The organism is Actinophytocola xinjiangensis, from assembly GCF_001921215.1.
Taxonomy (GTDB): Bacteria; Actinomycetota; Actinomycetes; order Mycobacteriales; family Pseudonocardiaceae; genus Actinophytocola; species Actinophytocola xinjiangensis.
Genome location: NZ_MSIF01000046.1, coordinates 16557 through 33837, shown reverse-complemented (window position 1 = coordinate 33837; position 17281 = coordinate 16557). Strand labels below are relative to the sequence as shown.

At 70.5% G+C, this 17281-nt stretch carries 16 protein-coding genes; 12 read left to right on the top strand and 4 right to left on the bottom strand.

The features are described 5' to 3' along the window. The 6 genes from BLA60_RS41155 to BLA60_RS41130 all read left to right on the top strand — a co-directional run. On the top strand, positions 1-851 hold an 851-nt coding region (locus BLA60_RS41155; RefSeq protein ID WP_154814982.1), incomplete at its 5' end, for a CehA/McbA family metallohydrolase. 107 nt (positions 852-958) lie between these two features. Further along, a complete protein-coding gene (locus BLA60_RS41150; protein WP_075138533.1) occupies positions 959-2362 on the top strand; it encodes an extracellular solute-binding protein in 1404 nt (467 codons plus the stop codon). Next, positions 2355-3260: a carbohydrate ABC transporter permease gene (locus BLA60_RS41145; RefSeq protein ID WP_075138532.1), complete on the top strand. Its 906-nt coding sequence runs from the start codon at positions 2355-2357 to the stop codon at positions 3258-3260. The genes BLA60_RS41150 and BLA60_RS41145 overlap by 8 nt, the downstream gene beginning before the upstream one ends. Further along, positions 3257-4078 carry a carbohydrate ABC transporter permease gene (locus BLA60_RS41140; protein WP_075138531.1) on the top strand — a complete coding sequence of 274 codons (822 nt, stop codon included), beginning with the start codon at positions 3257-3259 and terminating at the stop codon, positions 4076-4078. The genes BLA60_RS41145 and BLA60_RS41140 overlap by 4 nt, the downstream gene beginning before the upstream one ends. Continuing rightward, entirely contained in the window at positions 4078-5124 is a 1047-nt protein-coding gene (locus BLA60_RS41135) for an ABC transporter ATP-binding protein (RefSeq protein ID WP_075138530.1), read from the top strand. The genes BLA60_RS41140 and BLA60_RS41135 overlap by 1 nt, the downstream gene beginning before the upstream one ends. Before the next feature lie 31 nt (positions 5125-5155). Then, complete coding sequence (locus BLA60_RS41130) at positions 5156-5779, top strand: LysE family translocator (RefSeq protein WP_075138529.1); 624 nt, start codon at positions 5156-5158, stop codon at positions 5777-5779. Positions 5780-5789: 10 nt separating this feature from the next. Here the strand turns inward: BLA60_RS41130 and BLA60_RS41125 are convergent, their stop codons facing one another. From BLA60_RS41125 to BLA60_RS41115, 3 genes are all read right to left on the bottom strand, one after another. Beyond that, positions 5790-6314: a GNAT family N-acetyltransferase gene (locus BLA60_RS41125; RefSeq protein ID WP_075138528.1), complete on the bottom strand. Its 525-nt coding sequence runs from the start codon at positions 6312-6314 to the stop codon at positions 5790-5792. Positions 6315-6356: 42 nt separating this feature from the next. After that, positions 6357-6782 (bottom strand): OsmC family peroxiredoxin, encoded by a 426-nt coding sequence (locus BLA60_RS41120; RefSeq protein WP_075138527.1) that lies wholly within the window; start codon positions 6780-6782, stop codon positions 6357-6359. Between the two features lie 153 nt (positions 6783-6935). Then, the gene (locus BLA60_RS41115) at positions 6936-7571 is read right to left on the bottom strand and encodes a nucleoside/nucleotide kinase family protein (protein ID WP_075138526.1); all 636 of its coding nucleotides are present in this window, start codon (positions 7569-7571) and stop codon (positions 6936-6938) included. Between the two features lie 130 nt (positions 7572-7701). Here BLA60_RS41115 and dnaE point away from each other — a divergent pair, with 130 nt between their 5' ends. The 6 genes from dnaE (at position 7702) to BLA60_RS41080 (ending at position 16590) form a co-directional block, all read left to right on the top strand. Next, positions 7702-12420, top strand: coding sequence for a DNA polymerase III subunit alpha (gene dnaE, locus BLA60_RS41105; protein ID WP_154814981.1), 4719 nt, complete (start codon positions 7702-7704; stop codon positions 12418-12420). Positions 12421-12471: 51 nt separating this feature from the next. Next, the gene (locus BLA60_RS41100; RefSeq protein ID WP_075138525.1) at positions 12472-13740 is read left to right on the top strand and encodes an adenosylmethionine--8-amino-7-oxononanoate transaminase; all 1269 of its coding nucleotides are present in this window, start codon (positions 12472-12474) and stop codon (positions 13738-13740) included. Positions 13741-13789: 49 nt separating this feature from the next. Then, entirely contained in the window at positions 13790-14509 is a 720-nt protein-coding gene (bioD, locus tag BLA60_RS41095) for a dethiobiotin synthase (protein ID WP_075138524.1), read from the top strand. A gap of 169 nt (positions 14510-14678) precedes the next feature. Then, the gene (bioB, locus tag BLA60_RS41090) at positions 14679-15668 is read left to right on the top strand and encodes a biotin synthase BioB (protein ID WP_425427140.1); all 990 of its coding nucleotides are present in this window, start codon (positions 14679-14681) and stop codon (positions 15666-15668) included. Position 15669: 1 nt separating this feature from the next. Next, entirely contained in the window at positions 15670-15873 is a 204-nt protein-coding gene (gene bsaP, locus BLA60_RS46640) for a biotin synthase auxiliary protein BsaP (protein ID WP_075138522.1), read from the top strand. 45 nt (positions 15874-15918) lie between these two features. Then, positions 15919-16590 carry a DUF2567 domain-containing protein gene (locus tag BLA60_RS41080; RefSeq protein ID WP_075138521.1) on the top strand — a complete coding sequence of 224 codons (672 nt, stop codon included), beginning with the start codon at positions 15919-15921 and terminating at the stop codon, positions 16588-16590. Here BLA60_RS41080 and BLA60_RS41075 read toward each other — a convergent pair. Next, on the bottom strand, positions 16587-17279 hold the full coding sequence (locus BLA60_RS41075; RefSeq protein WP_075138520.1) for an LON peptidase substrate-binding domain-containing protein: 693 nt from the start codon (positions 17277-17279) through the stop codon (positions 16587-16589). The two genes, BLA60_RS41080 and BLA60_RS41075, sit on opposite strands and share 4 nt — an antisense overlap. Between the last annotated feature and the right edge of the window lie 2 nt (positions 17280-17281).

The window sequence follows — 17281 nt, the reverse complement described above, 5'->3', positions numbered from 1 at the left end:
GGCCGCCGGTGCCGCCGCGCCCGCCGCGCCGCGTGCTGCCGGCGGCGCCCGGTCTGCGCTGGGTGGCCGCCGACCTGCACGCGCACACCCTGCACTCCGACGGCGCGCTGACCATCGACGAGCTGGCGGCGCTGGCGGTCTCGGCCGGGCTGGACGCGCTGGCGGTCACCGACCACAACACCGTCAGCCACCACGCGCACCTGGCCGAGGCGGGCCGGCGCTACGGCGTCGCGCTGGTGCCCGGCCAGGAGGTGACCACCGATCTCGGGCACGCCAACGCCTTCGGCGACATCGGCTGGGTCGACTTCCGCGAGCCGGCGACGGCGTGGGTGCGCACGGTCGCCGAGCGCGGCGGGCTGCTGTCGGTGAACCATCCGCTGGCCGCCGACTGTGCCTGGCGGCATCCGCTGGTGGAGCGTCCGCCGCTGGCGGAGGTGTGGCACTCGACGTGGCACGCGCCGGAGTGGGGCGGTCCGGTGGCCTGGTGGCAGGCGTGGGGCGACGCCGTCCCGGTCGGCGGCAGCGACCTGCACCGGGTCGGGCAGGGCGTCGAGCTGGGGTCGCCGACGACCTGGGTGGCGGTCGACGAGGCGGCGTCCACACCGGACGAGCTGGTCACGGCCGTGCTCGACGGGTTGGCGGCCGGGCGGACGGCGGTCTCCCGTGACCGGTCGGCGCCGGTGCTGCTGCCGGTGGACGGTGAGCTGGTGGCGGTCGGCGCGGCGGGCGCGCTGGTGCTGGGGGACGGCCGGCGGCGGCCGGTCCGGTCCGACCTGGACACGCTGGCGCCCGGCGGTGGGGTGCTCGGTGGGCACGACGGGAGCGTGCTGTCGCTGGCGTCCGGAAGATGACCTTGTCAGCGGGCCGGCCGTGTAACAAGATTCTCACACGTTCGGCGCGTGGTTGGTGAGAACCTAGCCACTGCCACCAGCTCGATGACGAGAGGTGGAGATACCCGATGCGACGTACGGCAACGCGCACCGCCGCGGCCGCCAGCACCCTGACCATGGCTCTGGTCCTGTCCGGCTGCCTCGGCCAGGAACAGGAGTCCGACGCCGGCCGCAACGCCGACGCCAAGGACGTCACGCTCACCATCACCTCCAACTCCGACGCCGGCGGCAAGAACGAGATCAACGCCCGGTGGATCGAGGAGTGGGTCATCCCCGAGTTCACCAAGCAGCAGAAGGACAAGGGCGTCAACGTCACCATCGAGCACGACGGCATCGGGGTGGACGACGCCGACTACAAGGCGAAGGTCGCGCTGGACTTCGGCACCGACATCGGCGGCGACATCGTCGAGATCGACGGCATCTGGCTCGGCGAGTTCGCCCAGGGCGGCCAGATCCGCCCGCTGACCGACGTCGTCGGCGACGAGGTCGACTCCTGGGACGGCTGGGACCAGATCCCGGACGCGGTCGAGGCGCTCGGCGCGTTCGAGGACCAGCGCTACGGCATCCCGCTGGGCACCGACGGCCGGGTGATCTTCTTCAACAAGAAGCTGTTCGCCAAGGCAGGTCTGCCGGCGGACTGGCAGCCGACCTCGTGGGAGGACATCACCGAGGCCGCTGTCGCGCTCAAGAAGCTGCCCGGGGTGGTCCCGCTCCAGCTCAACGCCGGCACCGCGATGACCGAGGCGACCACCATGCAGGCCGTGCTGCCGCTGCTGGCCGGCACCGGCTCGGAGGTCTGGGCCGACGGGAAGTGGCAGGGCGGCACCGACGACATGACCGCCGTGCTCGACCTGTACCAGCGGATCTACCAGGGCGGACTGGGTGACCCGGTACTCCAGCAGGAGGCCAAGGGCCGCGACAAGTCCTTCGAGATGTTCTCCCAGAACAAGATCGGCATCCTGTTCGAGGGCGACTACCTGTGGCGCGGCGTGCTCTCGGCCGACGGCGTCGCCCCGATGGCCGACCGGGACACCGCCGTCGGCTGGGCGAAGATCCCCGCCCGCACCCCCGGGTCCGGTGTCGACGGCCAGGACTTCGTCAGCATGTCCGGCGGCTCCATCCGGGTGATCAACCCGAAGACCGAGTTCCCCCAGCAGGCCTGGGAACTGCTGGAGTTCATGAACTCCGCCGAGGCCACCAAGGTCCGGCTCGGCGACACCGCCCAGATCACCCAGCGCGACGACGTCAACGCCGAGGTGCTGACCGGCGACCCGATGCTCAGCTTCGTCGCCGAGGAGATCCTGCCGATCACCCGCTTCCGCCCGGGCCTGGCCGACTACCCGAAGGTGTCCGCCGCGCTCCAGCAGGCCACCGCGGACGTCGTCGCCGGCCGCAGCGCCGCCGAGGCGTCGGCCGCCTACCAGGCGGCGATGGTCAAGGCGGTCGGCGAGGACGCGGTCAGCGGTGGTTGACGCACCGCCGGCGCGACGGACGGGACGAGCGCGGGACACCGCCGGGATCGGGGTCGCCCGCGCCGTCACGTTCGTCTCGCCGGCGCTGGTGCTGATCGGACTGTTCCTGGTCTTCCCTGCCCTGTGGACGATCTACATCGGCATCACCGACTACACGTTGACCGGCACCGCGTCGGTCGCGCCGAAGATCGTCGGCCTCGGCAACTTCGTCGAGGCCCTGGACGACGCGCTGTTCGGCAACGCGCTGTGGCTGACGCTGGTGTTCGTCCTCGGCTCGGCGGTGATCGGCCAGAACTTCCTGGGCTTCGCGCTGGCCTGGCTGCTGCGCGGGGCCAGGCCGGCGCTGCGGCGGGTGGTCGAGAGCCTGGTGCTGATGTCGTGGATCCTGCCCAGCGTCGTCGTGGCCTACCTGTGGATCGCCCTGCTGGACCGCGACGGCGGCACCCTGGGCGCGCTGATCGGCTCACCGGGCACCGCGTGGCTGGTCGAGTACCCGATGGCGTCGCTGGTCGTGTTCAACACCTGGCGCGGTACCGCGTTCTCGATGCTGCTCTACAGCTCCGCCCTCGCCGCCGTGCCACCGTCCCAGCTGGAGACGGCCCGCAGTGTCGGCGCCAGCGGCTGGCAGACCGTGCGGGACGTGGTGTTCCCGCACATCAGGGGCCATGTGCTGACCAACACGCTGCTGATCTCGCTGTGGACGGCCAACGACTTCGGCCCGTTCCTGCTGACCGCCGGCGGGCCCAACCACGCGTCGGAGACGCTGCCGGTGTTCATCTACCAGCAGGCGGTGCCCAGCGGCCGGCTGGGCTACGCGGCGGCGGTGTCGGTGTTGCTGCTGCTGGTCAACCTGGTGGTGTCGGCCGTGTACCTGCTGTTGTTGCGGAAGCGCTCATGACGCCCCGGCAGGTGGCCCGCCGGCTCGCCTACACGGCGTTCATGGCGGTGGTGCTGGCGTTCTTCGCGGTGCCGATGCTGTGGCTGGCGTCCGCGCCCTTCGACAGCGATCCGGGCCTCGGCCTGCGCTGGCCGGACTGGACACTGACCAACTGGCAGGTCACCTTCGAGCACCCGTACGCGCTGTCGTCGCTGGTCAACTCGGTGGTGCTGTGCGTCGTGGCGACCGCGGTGACCACCGTGTTCGCCACCCTGGCGGCGTACACGCTCTCAAGGGTGCGCATCCCCGGCCGCGACGCGCTGCTGTACGTGCTGTTGTTGCTCTCCAGCGTGGTCACCGGGACCGCGGCGATGGTGCCGATCTTCGTGATGATGTTCCAGCTGGGCCTGACCAACTCGCAGTACGCGACCGGCCTGGTCATCGCCGGCGGCCTGCTCCCGGCGGCCATCTTCATCCTGAAGGACTTCGTCGACTCGGTGCCCCGGTCCTACGAGGAGTCGGCGCGGGTGTTCGGCGCGTCCCCGACGCAGGTGTTGCTGCACGTGGTGCTGCCGGTGGCCAGGCCGGGGATCGCGACGATCCTGGTGTGGGCGTTCGTGCAGGCGTGGGGCAACTTCCTGCTGCCGTTCCTGCTGATGCGTGACGTGTCGTCGCAGCCGGCGGCGGTGCTGCTGCGCACGCTGCGCGACGAGGGCGGAAGCGCCAACCTGACGGTGATCCCGGTGTTCTCGCTGTTGTACGCGATTCCGGTGGTGGCGTTGTACTTGTTCGTCAGCAAGCGGTACGGGTTCCGCTTCCACGGAGGGATCAAGGCCTGATGGCGGGGATCGAACTGGCCGGGGTGTCCACCGTCTATCCCAACGGTGTGCGCGCCGTGGACGCCCTGGACCTGACCGTCGCCGACGGCGAGTTCTTCGCGCTGCTCGGCCCGTCGGGTTGCGGGAAGACGACGTTGCTGCGCACGATCGCCGGCCTGGAGCAGGCGTCGTCGGGCAGCGTGTCCATCGGCGGCGCCGACGTGACCAGACTGGAGCCCGGGGTCCGCAAGGTGGCGATGGTCTTCCAGGACTACGCCCTGTTCCCACACATGACGGTCTCGGAGAACATCGCCTATCCGCTGCGCGTACGCCGGGCCCCCAAACCGGAGCGTGCGGAGACGGCCGCCCGCACCGCCGCCGGCCTCGGCCTCGCGGGGCTGTTGGAGCGCCGCCCGGCACAACTGTCCGGCGGCCAGCAGCAACGCGTGGCCCTGGCCAGGGCGATGGCCATGTCCGCCGAGGTCCTCCTCCTGGACGAACCACTGTCCAACCTGGATGCCAGGCTGCGGCTGGAGGCGCGCACGTTCCTCAAACGCCTGCAACGCGACCTGGGCCTGACCACCGTGTTCGTCACCCACGACCAGGCCGAGGCCCTGGCGATGGCCGACCGCATAGCGGTCATGTCGGAGGGCCGGATCCGCCAACTGGGCAGCCCCCGGGACGTCTTCCAACGCCCGGCGGACACGTTCGTCGCGAACTTCATCGGCTCCACCCCCATGAACCTGCTCCCCGCCCAGGTCCGCAACGGTCGCGTGGAGGTGGCCGGCGCCCACCTGGACCCCGGCGGCCCGCACCCCGACGCCCCCGTCACCGTGGGCATCCGCCCCGAGTACCTGCACGAGGCCCCCGAGGGCATCACCGGCACGGTGTCGATCGTGGAGAACCTCGGCGTGACCTCCCTGGTGACCCTGGAGTGCCCGCAGGACGTGACCGTGGGCCTGACCGTCCCCGAGCACGAGGAGCCCCCCGTGGGTTCGGTCCTGACCGTGGCCCCGCGCCCGGGCCGCCTCCTGCTCTACGACAGCGACACCGGCCAGCTGACCTAAATCGGTTGCGCCCCGATGATGTGATGACGCCGTGGACCTGTCTCTCGTACTGGCGTTCGCGGCCGCCTGTCTGATCATCAGCATCGTCCCCGGCCAGGACATGATGTTCATCGTCGCCAACGGCATCGCCCGAGGCCGAGCCGCCGGCGTGGTGGCCGCCGTGGGAATGTCGACCGGCATCGCCGTCCACACCGTCCTCACGGCGCTGGGCCTGGGCGCCCTGCTGGCCGCCGCCCCCGTCGCCCTGGACACCATCCGCCTGGTGGGCGCGGTGTTCCTGATCTACCTGGCCGTCGCCGCCCTGCGGGCCGCCCGCGAATCGACCAGCGCCGCGCCGACGCCCCCCGCCAGGTCCCTGCGCCGCACGTACGTGATGGCCGTCCTGACCAACCTGGCCAACCCCAAGGTGATCCTGTTCTACCTGGCGTTCTTCCCCCAGTTCCTCACCGAGGGCGGCTGGTCGACCCCGGTCCAGTTCCTGGTCATGGGCGCCATCCTGGTCGTGGTCGGCTTCTCGGTGGACGGCAGCGTCGGCCTGGCCGCCGGCGCCCTCGCGGCGCTGCTCCGCCGCCGCCCCACCATCCAACGCTGGCTCAACAGGGTCTCCGCCGCCATCTTCGGCGCCCTGGCCATCCGCCTGGTCACCGACCGCTGACCCACCGGAATCAGGGCAACTCGCGACGCAGCATCCGGTACATGATCTCGTCGCGCCACGCCCCGTCCCGAAACGCGTACTCCCGCAGCACCGCTTCCCGAACGAACCCGGCCTTCTCCAGAGCCCGCTGCTCCCCGACGTTGTCGGCCTCGGTCCACGCCTGGATCCGGTTCACCGGACTGTGCGCGAACAGGTACCGGGCCAGCAGCACCTGCGCCGCGGTCCCGTAGCCCTTCCCGCGCCACCGCGGCCACAGGCTGATCCCGAACTCGACCACGTACGCGTGCGAACTCGTCGGCACCCGATGCCACGACACGAACCCCAACGGCTCCCCGTTGAGGTCGACGATCAGCACCGAGGAGTCCCCGAGCAGCCCGTTCTCCTGCCACTGCCGCCGCCACTTGGTCGGGTCGGAGAACCCGCCCCAGTTGTACTCGCCGATCGCGTCGGGGTCGTTGAACATGTCGTCGAGCGGATCAAGGTCCTGCTCGGTCACCGGCCGTAGCCGCACGAGCGGCGCTGATCCCTCGGTCATGCCGGCACCGTAACCGGGCCGGCCGACCGGGGCATTCGGGTTTCAGAGCAGTTCGGCGTCCAGGGTGATGGTGGTGCCGGCGAGCGCCTGGGACACCGGGCAGTTCTTCTTGGCGTCCTCGGCGGCGGCCGCGAAGTCCTCCTTGGAGATGCCGGGGATGGCCGCGCGCACGGTCAGGTGGATCCCGGTGATGCCCTCACCGGGCTGGAACGTGACGTCGGCCCGGGTGTCCACGGTGGTGGGCGGGGTGCCGGCGCCGGCGAGCCCGTGGGAGAGCGCCATCGAGTAGCAGGTGGAGTGCGCGGCGGCGATGAGCTCCTCGGGGCTGGTCTTCCCGTTGGCCGACTCGGCGCGCGAGGGCCAGGACACCGGGTAGGACCCGATGCCGGACGAGTCGAGCGTCACGGTGCCGGAGCCGTCGAGCAGCGCGCCCTCCCAGTGGGCGTTGGCGGTACGGGTGGTGGCCATGTGTTCTGGTCCCTCCTCGGAACGGGGTCGGATGATCAGTGCACCATCCTGCCCGCAGGATGTCCCGGCCCGCAGCTCACGCGCGACCGGATCCCGTGCCGCTCTCAACCAGCGGATCGACCAGACGTTCGATACAGTGTCCTCATGAACAGGTCACACCGGGGAGTTGTCCAGTACCGCTGGGTGTGCGGGGTCGTCGACCCGCACCCCCGTGTCCGCCACGTGCAGCGGCCGTACCCGCGTGTCGTAGCGCTCGTAGGCCGGCAGCGTCCACGCGTCCACCGCCGGCGTCCTCCTGGCCAGCGCGGCCGGGGAGATCCACAGGTGCACCACGTGGTCGAACGCGAGCCCCCGTCCGAGCAGCAGCGTCCCGTCCAACACCAGCACCCCGCCCGGGGGGAGGTCCACGTACTCGGCCCGGCTGGCCCGGTCGGTCCGCGCGTCCCACAGTCGCGGCAGTACCCGCCCGGTGCCGCCCGGCTCCAGTGGCGTGAGCAGCTCCCGCGTCAGCCCTCCGGTGTCGAGCCAGTCGTCGTAGCGGGCGTCCGGGTCCGTGCGCCCCCGTTCGAACCGCAGCGACGCCGGCCGCAGGAAGTCCTCGGCGCCGGCGCGCAGTACCGCGCGCCCCCGCAGCCGCAGGGCCTCGGCGAGCGCGTCGGCGGTGTGTTCGGGGGCGGCCGGCGCGGCGCCGTCGACCGCGACCCTGGTCCATTCGTCGGCCGGCCGTCGGCCGATCAGCTCAGCGACTTCGTCGACCAGCAGGGCGGGGGACACGGGCCGGAAACGCACTCCACGATCATGCCAGCCGGCGCGGGATTGTCGGTGGGGCACGGTAGAAACCGACCGTCCGGGACGGGCGTGAGACACACCCGGGAGGGTGCCGTTAGATGATCATGAACGCGACGTAGGGTGATGCCTCGTGGCGGCTGACTCCTTCGTACATCTCCATGTTCACACCGAGTACTCGATGCTCGACGGCGCGGCGAAGGTGGCGCCACTGATCGCGGAGGCCACACGGCTGGGCATGCCCGCGGTGGGGATGACCGACCACGGCAACATGTACGGCGCCGACGAGTTCTACCAGTGCGCCCGCAAGGCCGGCATCAAGCCGATCATCGGCATCGAGGCCTACATCGCCCCCGGCAGCCGCTACCACAAGAAGCCGGTCTTCTGGGGCGAGGCCCGCCAGCGCAGCAGCGACGAACACGGCGAGGGCGGCGACGTCTCCGGCGCCGGCGCCTACACCCACATGACGATGCTCGCCGGTAACTCCACCGGCCTGCGCAACCTGTTCACACTGTCCTCCCGGGCGAGCATCGAGGGTCAATATCGCAAGCCGAGATGCTTCCTGCCTGGTCAGGAGATCATGACCAGGGACGGCATGACGCGCATCGAGGATGTCCGGGTCGGCGACGAGGTGCTCACCCACCGTGGCCGCTTCCGTCGCGTGGTCGAGCTGATGCGCAACCAGCACGACGGTGACATCTACGGTGTCCGGCTCAACAACCGCTACCAGCGGGTCACCTGGATGACCGGGGAACACCCAGTGCTCATCCGGCACCGTGACGGCACCAGGTCCTGGGTCGAGGCCAAGGACATCGTGGCCGGCCGGCCGGGAACCGGTACCCGTGAGACGGCTGACTACTGGAACAGCTGGGTGTGTCTGCCCAGGGTGGCGTCGGACGCGGAGCCGGTGCGGTCGGTCCGGGTGGCCGACCACGTCACCTGGGCCCCGGTCGACGGTGACCCCGATCGGTTCGTCCAGGTCGTCGAGCGTCCCGGTATGGGACCGACCAGGCACTACGGGGACCTGCGCGGCGAGATCGAGCTGGACCACGACTTCGGGTTCTTCCTCGGTCTGTTCGTCGCGGAGGGCGGCGTCGACCGCGGCCACACCGTGTCGTGGTACCTGCACGAGGACGAGCGGGACCTCGCGGACTTCTGTGTGAAGCTGGTGGAGAAGTACACCGGCAAGAAAGCCGTTGTTCGGGGCAGGCCGGATCGTCCTGGCTATCGGGGCATCTCGGTGTCGGTCAGCTCCACGCTGCTCGCGCAGCTGCTGACCTCCCTGTGCGGGAAGGGCGCCAACAACAAGCACCTGCCGGCGTTCGTGTTCGACGCGCCGGACGAGTTCATGCGCGGCATGTTCCGGGGTGCGCTCGCCGGTGACGGTTCGCAGACCAGGCCGGAGGTCGTGAGTCTGGAGCAGACCTCGGTCCAGCTCCACTGGCAGCTGCGGACGCTCGCCGCACGCCTCAACGCCGACTTCGCCAGCACGTACTGCCAGCCGGTGACCAGTGAGAACCACGCGCAGAGATACCGGTCCAACTTCTCCCCGGACCGCACGCCCGCGTATCGGCGGACGTTGTCCGACGACGACTTCGTGTACAAGCCGGTGGCGGAGGTGCTGCGCGAGCACTACGCGGGCGTCACCTACAACATCGAGGTCGAGGAGGACCACTCCTACGTCACCGATTTCGCCGTCCACAACTGTGACCGGGAACTGATCTCCGAGTACGCCAAGGGGATCATCGCGACCACCGGCTGCCCGTCGGGCGAAGTGCAGACCAGGCTGCGCCTCGGCCAGCCGGCCGAGGCCATCCAGGCCGCCTCGGACTACCGGGACATCTTCGGCAAGGAGAACTTCTTCCTGGAGTTGATGGACCACGGGCTGCCGATCGAGCGGTCGGTGCGTGACGGTCTGCTCGACATCGCCCGCAAGCTCGAGTTGCCGCCGCTGGCCACCAACGACTCGCACTACGTCACCCGTGACCAGTCCGAGGCGCACGCGGCGCTGCTGTGCGTGCAGTCCGGCAAGACGCTCTCCGACCCGAACCGTTTCAAGTTCGACGGGGACGGTTACTACCTGAAGTCGGCCGAGGAGATGCGGGAGTACTGGGACAAGGAGGTTCCCGGTGCCGCCGACTCGACGTTGCTGATCGCCGAGCGGGTCGAGTCCTACGAGGAGATCTGGTCGCCGGTCGACCGGATGCCGGTGTTCGCCGTGCCGGAGGGGGAGACCCAGCCGAGCTGGCTGCACAAGGAGGTCATGCGCGGCCTGGAGTGGCGCCTGCCCGACGGCGTCCCGCAGGAGTACGTCGACCGCGCCGAGTTCGAGCTGGACGTGATCAACCAGAAGGGCTTCCCGGCCTACTTCCTGGTGGTCGCCGACCTCGTGACCTACGCCCGCAAGGTCGGTATCCGGGTGGGTCCTGGCCGTGGATCGGCCGCCGGCGCGCTGGTCGCCTACGCGCTGGGCATCACCAACCTCGACCCGATCGCGCACGGCCTGCTGTTCGAGCGGTTCCTCAACCCCGAGCGCACCGCCATGCCCGACATCGACATCGACTTCGACGACCGCCGGCGCGGCGAGATGATCACCTACGCGACCGAGAAGTACGGCTCCGACAAGGTCGCCCAGGTCATCACGTTCGGCACGATCAAGACCAAGGCCGCGATCAAGGACTCGGCCCGCGTCCTGCACGGCCAGCCGGGGTTCTCCATCGCCGACCGGATCTCCAAGGCGCTGCCGCCGCCGGTCATGGCCAAGGACATCCCGCTGTCGGGCATCGTCGACCCCAAGCACGAGCGCTACGCCGAGGCGGCCGAGGTCCGCACGCTGATCGAGACCGACAACGAGGTCGGCAAGATCTTCGAGACCGCCCGCGGCCTGGAGGGCCTGATCCGCAACGCGGGCGTGCACGCCTGCGCGGTCATCCTGTCCTCCTCGCCGCTGATGGAGTCCATCCCGCTGTGGCGCCGCGACGACGGGTCGATCATCACCGGCTGGGACTACCCGTCGTGTGAGGCCATCGGCCTGCTGAAGATGGACTTCCTCGGCCTGCGCAACCTGACGGTCATCGGCGACGCGATCGACAACATCAAGGCCAACCGGGGCGAGGACATCGACCTGGACACGCTGCCGCTGGACGACAAGGCCACCTTCGACCTGTTGGGTCGCGGCGACAGCCTGGGCGTGTTCCAGCTCGACGGCAACGCCATGCGCGACCTGCTGCGCCGCATGCAGCCCACCGAGTTCAACGACATCACCGCGGTCAACGCCCTGTACCGGCCCGGTCCGATGGCGATGAACACGCACAACAACTACGCCGACCGCAAGAACAGGCGCCAGCGGATCGTGCCGATCCACCCGGAGCTGGAGGAGCCGCTCAAGGACATCCTGTCCGAGACCTACGGTCTGATCGTCTACCAGGAGCAGATCATGCAGATCGCTCAGAAGGTGGCGAGCTACTCCATGGGACGCGCCGACGTGCTGCGCAAGGCCATGGGCAAGAAGAAGGCCGAGGTCCTGGAGAAGGAGTACGCGGGTTTCGAGGAGGGCATGAAGGCCAACGGCTACTCGGCCGAGGCCATCAAGACCCTGTGGGACACGGTCCTCCCGTTCGCCGGGTACGCGTTCAACAAGTCGCACGCGGCCGGTTACGCCCTGGTCGGGTACTGGACGGCGTACCTGAAGGCGAACTATCCGGCCGAGTACATGGCGGCGCTGCTCACCTCGGTGGCCGACAACAAGGACAAGTCGGCGGTCTACCTGTCGGAGTGCCGCCGGTCGGGCATCAAGGTGCTGCCGCCGGACGTGAACGAGTCGGGGCTGCGGTTCGCGGCGGTCGGTACCGACATCCGGTTCGGTCTCGGCGCGGTCCGCAACGTCGGGGCCAACGTCGTCGAGTCGGTCATCCGGACGCGCACGGCCAAGAGCCCGTACACCTCGTTCACCGACTTCCTGGACAAGTCGGAGTTGTTGTGCTGCAACAAGCGGGTGATCGAGTCGCTGGTCAAGGCCGGCGCGTTCGACTCCCTGGGGCACACCCGGCTGTCGCTGGTCCAGGTGCACGAGGAGGCCGTGGAGGCCGTCGTCGGGCTCAAGCGGCAGGAGGCGATGGGCCAGTTCGACCTGTTCGGCGGGGACGACGACACCCCGGCGGAGGCCGACGCGAGCCCGCTGGCCCACCTGCGGTTCACCGCCGAGGAGTGGCCGCGCAAGCAGCTGCTCAGCTACGAGCGGGAGATGCTGGGCCTGTACGTGTCGGCGCATCCGCTCGACGGCGCGGAGCGGCTGCTGCGCAAGCACGCCCCCAAGCCGATCGCCGAGATCATCAGCGACGCGCCGAAGGAGGGTGAGATCGTCCTGGCCGGCATGATCTCGGCGTTGGAGCGCCGGGTGAACAAGCAGGGTGAGCCGTGGGCGATCACCACCATCGAGGACCTGGACGCCTCGATCGAGGTGTTGTTCTTCGCGAAGTCGTACTCGGTGCTGTCCCAGGACCTGGTCGAGGACGGCGTGGTGGCGGTCAAGGGCCGGGTCAACTGGCGCGAGGACAAGATGTCGGTGTTCGGCTCGGGGGTCATCCCGCTGGAGTTCACCGACGCCGATCTCGGCGCGGCCGACGAGGAGATCCCGCTGGTCCTGCTGTGCAATCCGGGCAAGCTCAACGACGAGGTGGTCGGCGAGTTGAAGAACACCCTGTCGGCCCACCGCGGTGACACTCCGGTGCACCTGAAGTTCGCGCACAAGGAGAACGGCGTCACCCTCGCGCTGGACGACTACCCGATCAAGGTCACCCCGGCGTTCCTGGGCGAGATCAAGGCGATCCCGGGGGTGGCGGTCGACGCGTGAGTCGACCCACTGGTGCGCCGGTGGCGGCGGGTCGTGACCTAGCCTCCGGACGTGGACGTCGCTGAGCTGATCGCGCTCGACCGGGCGCACGTGTGGCACCCGTACGGTCCGATGCCGGGCACCGCCGACCCGCTGGTGGTCGAGTCCGCCAGCGGGGTGCGGCTGCGGTTGGCCGACGGGCGGGAGCTGGTCGACGGCATGTCGTCGTGGTGGGCGGCGATCCACGGCTACCGCCACCCGGTGCTCGACGCCGCGCTGGCCGCGCAGGCCGGGCGGATGTCGCACGTGATGTTCGGCGGGTTGACCCACGAGCCGGCGGTGCGGCTGGCCGCGACGCTGGTGGAGATCACGCCGGATCCGTTGGAGCACGTGTTCCTCTGTGACTCGGGGTCGGTGTCGGTCGAGGTCGCGGTGAAGATGTGTCTGCAGTACTGGCGGTCGGCGGGGCGGCCGGACAAGCGGCGGCTGTTGACCTGGCGCGGCGGCTACCACGGGGACACGTTCCACCCGATGAGCGTGTGTGACCCGGAGGGGGGCATGCACAGCCTGTGGCGCGGTGTCCTGCCCGACCAGCTGTTCGCCGATCCGCCGCCGGCCGCGCTGGACCACGACTACGTCGCCCAGCTCGCCGAGCTGATCGAGACGCACGCCGACGAGCTGGCGGCGGTGATCGTCGAGCCGGTGGTGCAGGGCGCCGGCGGGATGCGTTTCCACGATCCCCGTTACCTGCACGTGCTGCGCGAGCTGACCCTGGCCAACGACGTGCTGCTGGTCTTCGACGAGATCGCCACCGGGTTCGGCCGGACCGGCGAGATGTTCGCCGCCGACCACGCGGGGGTCGCCCCGGACGTGATGTGTGTCGGCAAGGCGCTGACGGGCGGGTATCTGACGATGGCGGCGACGTTGTGCACGCCGGGGGTGGCCGAGGGGATCTCACGGGGCGAGGTGCCGGTGCTCGCGCACGGCCCGACGTTCATGGGCAATCCGCTGTCCAGCGCGGTGGCCCAGGCGTCGGTCGACCTGTTGCGCGGCCAGGACTGGCGCCAGCGGGTGAAGCGGATCGAGGGCGAGCTGGCCGAGGGGCTGGCGCCGGCGGCGCACCTGCCGGGGGTGGCGGACGTGCGGGTGCTCGGCGCCATCGGTGTCGTGCAGCTCGACCACGAGGTGGACCTGGCGGCGGCGACCGGCGCGGCCGTCGGGCACGGCGCGTGGCTGCGCCCGTTCCGGGACCTGATCTACACGATGCCGCCGTTCGTGTGCGAGCCGGGCGACGTCGCCACGATCACCGGCGCGGTGCTGGCGGCGGCGAAGGCGGGTTGACCGGGGCGGGTGAGATCGGCGTGAACGGGTGGGTCTAGCCTGACCGACCGTGAGTGTCATCGTGCTCACGGGTACCGGTACGGGCGTCGGCAAGACGGTGGTGACGGCCGCGATCGCCACGCTCGCGTTGGCGCGGCGGCGCAGTGTCGCCGTCCTGAAACCGGCCCAGACCGGGCTGCCCCCTGGCGAGCCGGGCGACGTGGACGACGTCGGTCGGCTGGCCGGCGACGACGTCACCACCTGGGAGCTGGCCAGGTTCGGTGAACCGCTGGCCCCCGGCACGGCCGCCCGCCGCGCCGGCATCCTGCCGGTCACCCCGTCCCAGGCCGCGGCCGCCGCGGTCGAGCTGTCCCGGGGTCACGACGACGTGCTGGTCGAGGGCGCCGGCGGCCTGCTGGTCCCGATGGACGACAACGGCGGCACGCTCGCTGACGTGGCCTGGTCGATCGGCGCGCCGGTGCTGATCGTCGCCGCCGCCGGGCTGGGCACCCTCAACGCGACCGCGTTGACCGCCGAGGTGTTGCGCCGCCGGGGGATCGAGTGCGCCGGGGTGGTGGTCGGCTCGTGGCCGGCCGAGCCGGATCTCGCGGCCCGCTGCAACCTCGACGACCTGCCGCTGGTGGCGGACGCGCCGCTGGTCGGCGCGCTGCCCGAGCAGGCCGGTTCGCTGGGCCGCGACGGGTTCCGCACGGTCGCTCGCGCCTCGCTGGGCCCCTCGTTGGGTGGCGAGTTCGACGCGAACGGGTTCGCCGCCGCACACGTCGCGTGATGCCGACCGGCTCAAGAGCCGGTAGCGCGTGAGATACATCGCGTTCGCCGCGTCGCCGCGTGCGGCAGACTTGGCCAGCAGGCCGATCACCACGAGCGAGGAGGCATTCGTGACCGCTGCCGCCGAACGGACCGGGGCTGACCGCGACTCGACAGGCGACTCGACCGACGTGCTGGCGTTGGCTCGCGAGCAGGTGCTCGAGCGGGGCGTTGGCCTGGACGAGGCTCGGGTGCTGGAGATCCTGCGGCTGCCCGACGACCGGATGCCCGAGTTGTTGGAGCTGGCCCACCAGGTGCGGATGCGCTGGTGCGGACCGGAGGTCGAGGTCGAGGGCATCGTGAGCCTCAAGACCGGCGGCTGCCCGGAGGACTGCCACTTCTGTTCGCAGTCCGGCCAGTTCCCCTCGCCGGTGCGCTCGGCGTGGCTGGACATCCCCGGCCTGGTCAGGGCGGCGCGGGAGACCGCGGCGACCGGTGCCAGCGAGTTCTGCATCGTGGCGGCCGTGCGTGGCCCGGACAAGCGACTGATGTCCCAGGTCCGCGACGGCATCGCGGCGATCCGCGAGGACGGCAACGACATCCAGATCGCCTGTTCGCTGGGCATGCTCACCCCCGAGCAGGTCGAGGAACTGGTGGCGATGGGCGTGCACCGCTACAACCACAACCTGGAGACGGCGCGTTCGCACTTCCCGTCGGTGGTCACCACGCACTCCTGGGAGGAGCGCTGGGAGACGCTGCGGATGGTGCACGACGCCGGCATGGAGGTCTGCTGCGGCGGCATCATCGGCATGGGGGAGACGGTCGAGCAGCGCGCCGAGTTCGCCGTGCAGCTCGCCGAGCTGGACCCGCACGAGGTGCCGATGAACTTCCTCATCCCGCAGCCCGGCACGCCGTACGAGAACTTCGAGATCGTGCAGGGCCCGGACGCGTTGCGCACGGTCGCGGCGTTCCGGCTGGCGATGCCGCGCACGATGCTGCGCTTCGCCGGCGGCCGGGAGCTGACGTTGGGCGACCTGGGTGCCGAGCAGGGCATGCTGGGCGGCATCAACGCGATCATCGTCGGCAACTACCTGACCAACCTCGGCCGGCCGGCCCAGCAGGATCTCGACATGCTGACCGAGCTGAACATGCCGATCAAGGCGCTGAGCGACACCCTCTGACATGTACTGCGTGCACTGCGGCGTTCCGCCGGCCGAGGGCGACCACACCCGCTGTGAGGGTGCGCGCGGGGCGATCGACCCGCCCCGCTTCTGCCAGGACTGCGCGCGCCGGATGGTGGTCCAGGTGACGCCGTCCGGGTGGTCCGCGCGGTGCAGTCGTCACGGTGAGCGCTCTTCGTCCGACGCCCTGAGGGCGACCGACTAGTCTTTGTCGTCACAGATGATGTGGCGTGGCTAGTGGGAGGTCTGGGTGGCGGAACAACCGGTCGGAGAACAGGGCCCCGGGCCCCTCCGGCAGGACGACACCGCCGGTGACGGCGTCGTTCCCGAACCGCAGCAGGCTGGGCCGCCGCCGGGCTACCCCGCCTACTTCTACCAGTGGTATCCGCCGCGGCCGAGGGTCGTGGTGCGGGCCGATCTGCTTCCGGCGGTCAGCGTGCTGGCGACGGTGTCGATGCTGGGGTTCCTGGTCGGCTGGCTGTGGTCGCTGCTGGCGCCGGCCACGCGCCGGGTGATCGGCCGGGACGGCGAGGACCTGCCGCTCTCGGCGTTGACGGCCAACCAGGCGGAGAGCTACCACCGGGGCGACGCGCTGGTGATCTTCCTGCTGCTGGGCCTGGCGGCCGGCCTGTGCACGGGCCTGGCGGTGTGGTTCCTGCGGGGGCGGCGCGGCCCGGTGGTGATGATCGCGGCGGTGCTGGGGTCGGGGCTGGGCGGCTGGCTGGCGGTGTTGCTCGGCGAGAGCTGGGCGGCGGGGCGCTATCCGCTGCCGGCGAAGGTCGAGGTGTTGGACGTGATCCGACTGGCGCCCGTGGTGGACAGCCAGTGGGTGCTGCTGGCCTGGCCGTTGACGACCGCGTTGATGTACGGCGTGATGGCCGCGTGGAACAGCATGGACGACCTCGGCCGCCGGCTGGGCTAGTTCCGGCTGGCGTGGTGGCGTAGTTCGGCGGGGGGCGCGGGCACGGCGCGCAGCGTGGCCAGGATCCCGGCCTCCCGGTTGAGCAGGCGTCCGGCCAGCCGCAGTCGGTGCAGCGGGCGGGTTTCCTCCAGCAGGCGCTGGCGGTCCTCCAGGGGCAGCAGGCAGTCGGTGGCCAGCAGGTGGGCGAGGGTTTCGACGGCGACGTCCTCGGCGGGTTCGTCCCAGTCGCCCTGTTGCCAGGCGGCCTGGCAGTAGCGGCGGTAGGCCGAGCGGGCCGCGCCGATCAGCGAGTTGATGGTGCTCTGCGCGTCGCGTTGGCCGGGGATGACGGCGGGGGTGTCGGGCACCCATTCGACGGCGCCCATCAGGTAGGGCGCGCTGGAGGAGTCGACGGCCAGCAGCCGGAAGCGCCGTTCGCCGGCGGTGACGATGTCGAACCGGCCGTCGGGGAGGCGTTTGGCCTGGCGGAGCAGGGCGGCGCAGCCGATCTCCCGGAGCTGGTCGCGGGAGGTGATCTCGGCCTCGTGCGACGGGGCCAGCGCGACCACGCCGAACCGCTTGTCCGGTAAGGCGCCGGTGATCAGGTCGACGGTGAGCTGCCGGTAGCGCGGCTCGAAGATGTGCAGCGGCAACGTGGTGCCTGGCAGCAAGACCGTCTGCAGGGGGAACAGGGGCAGCGTCTCGGGCACCG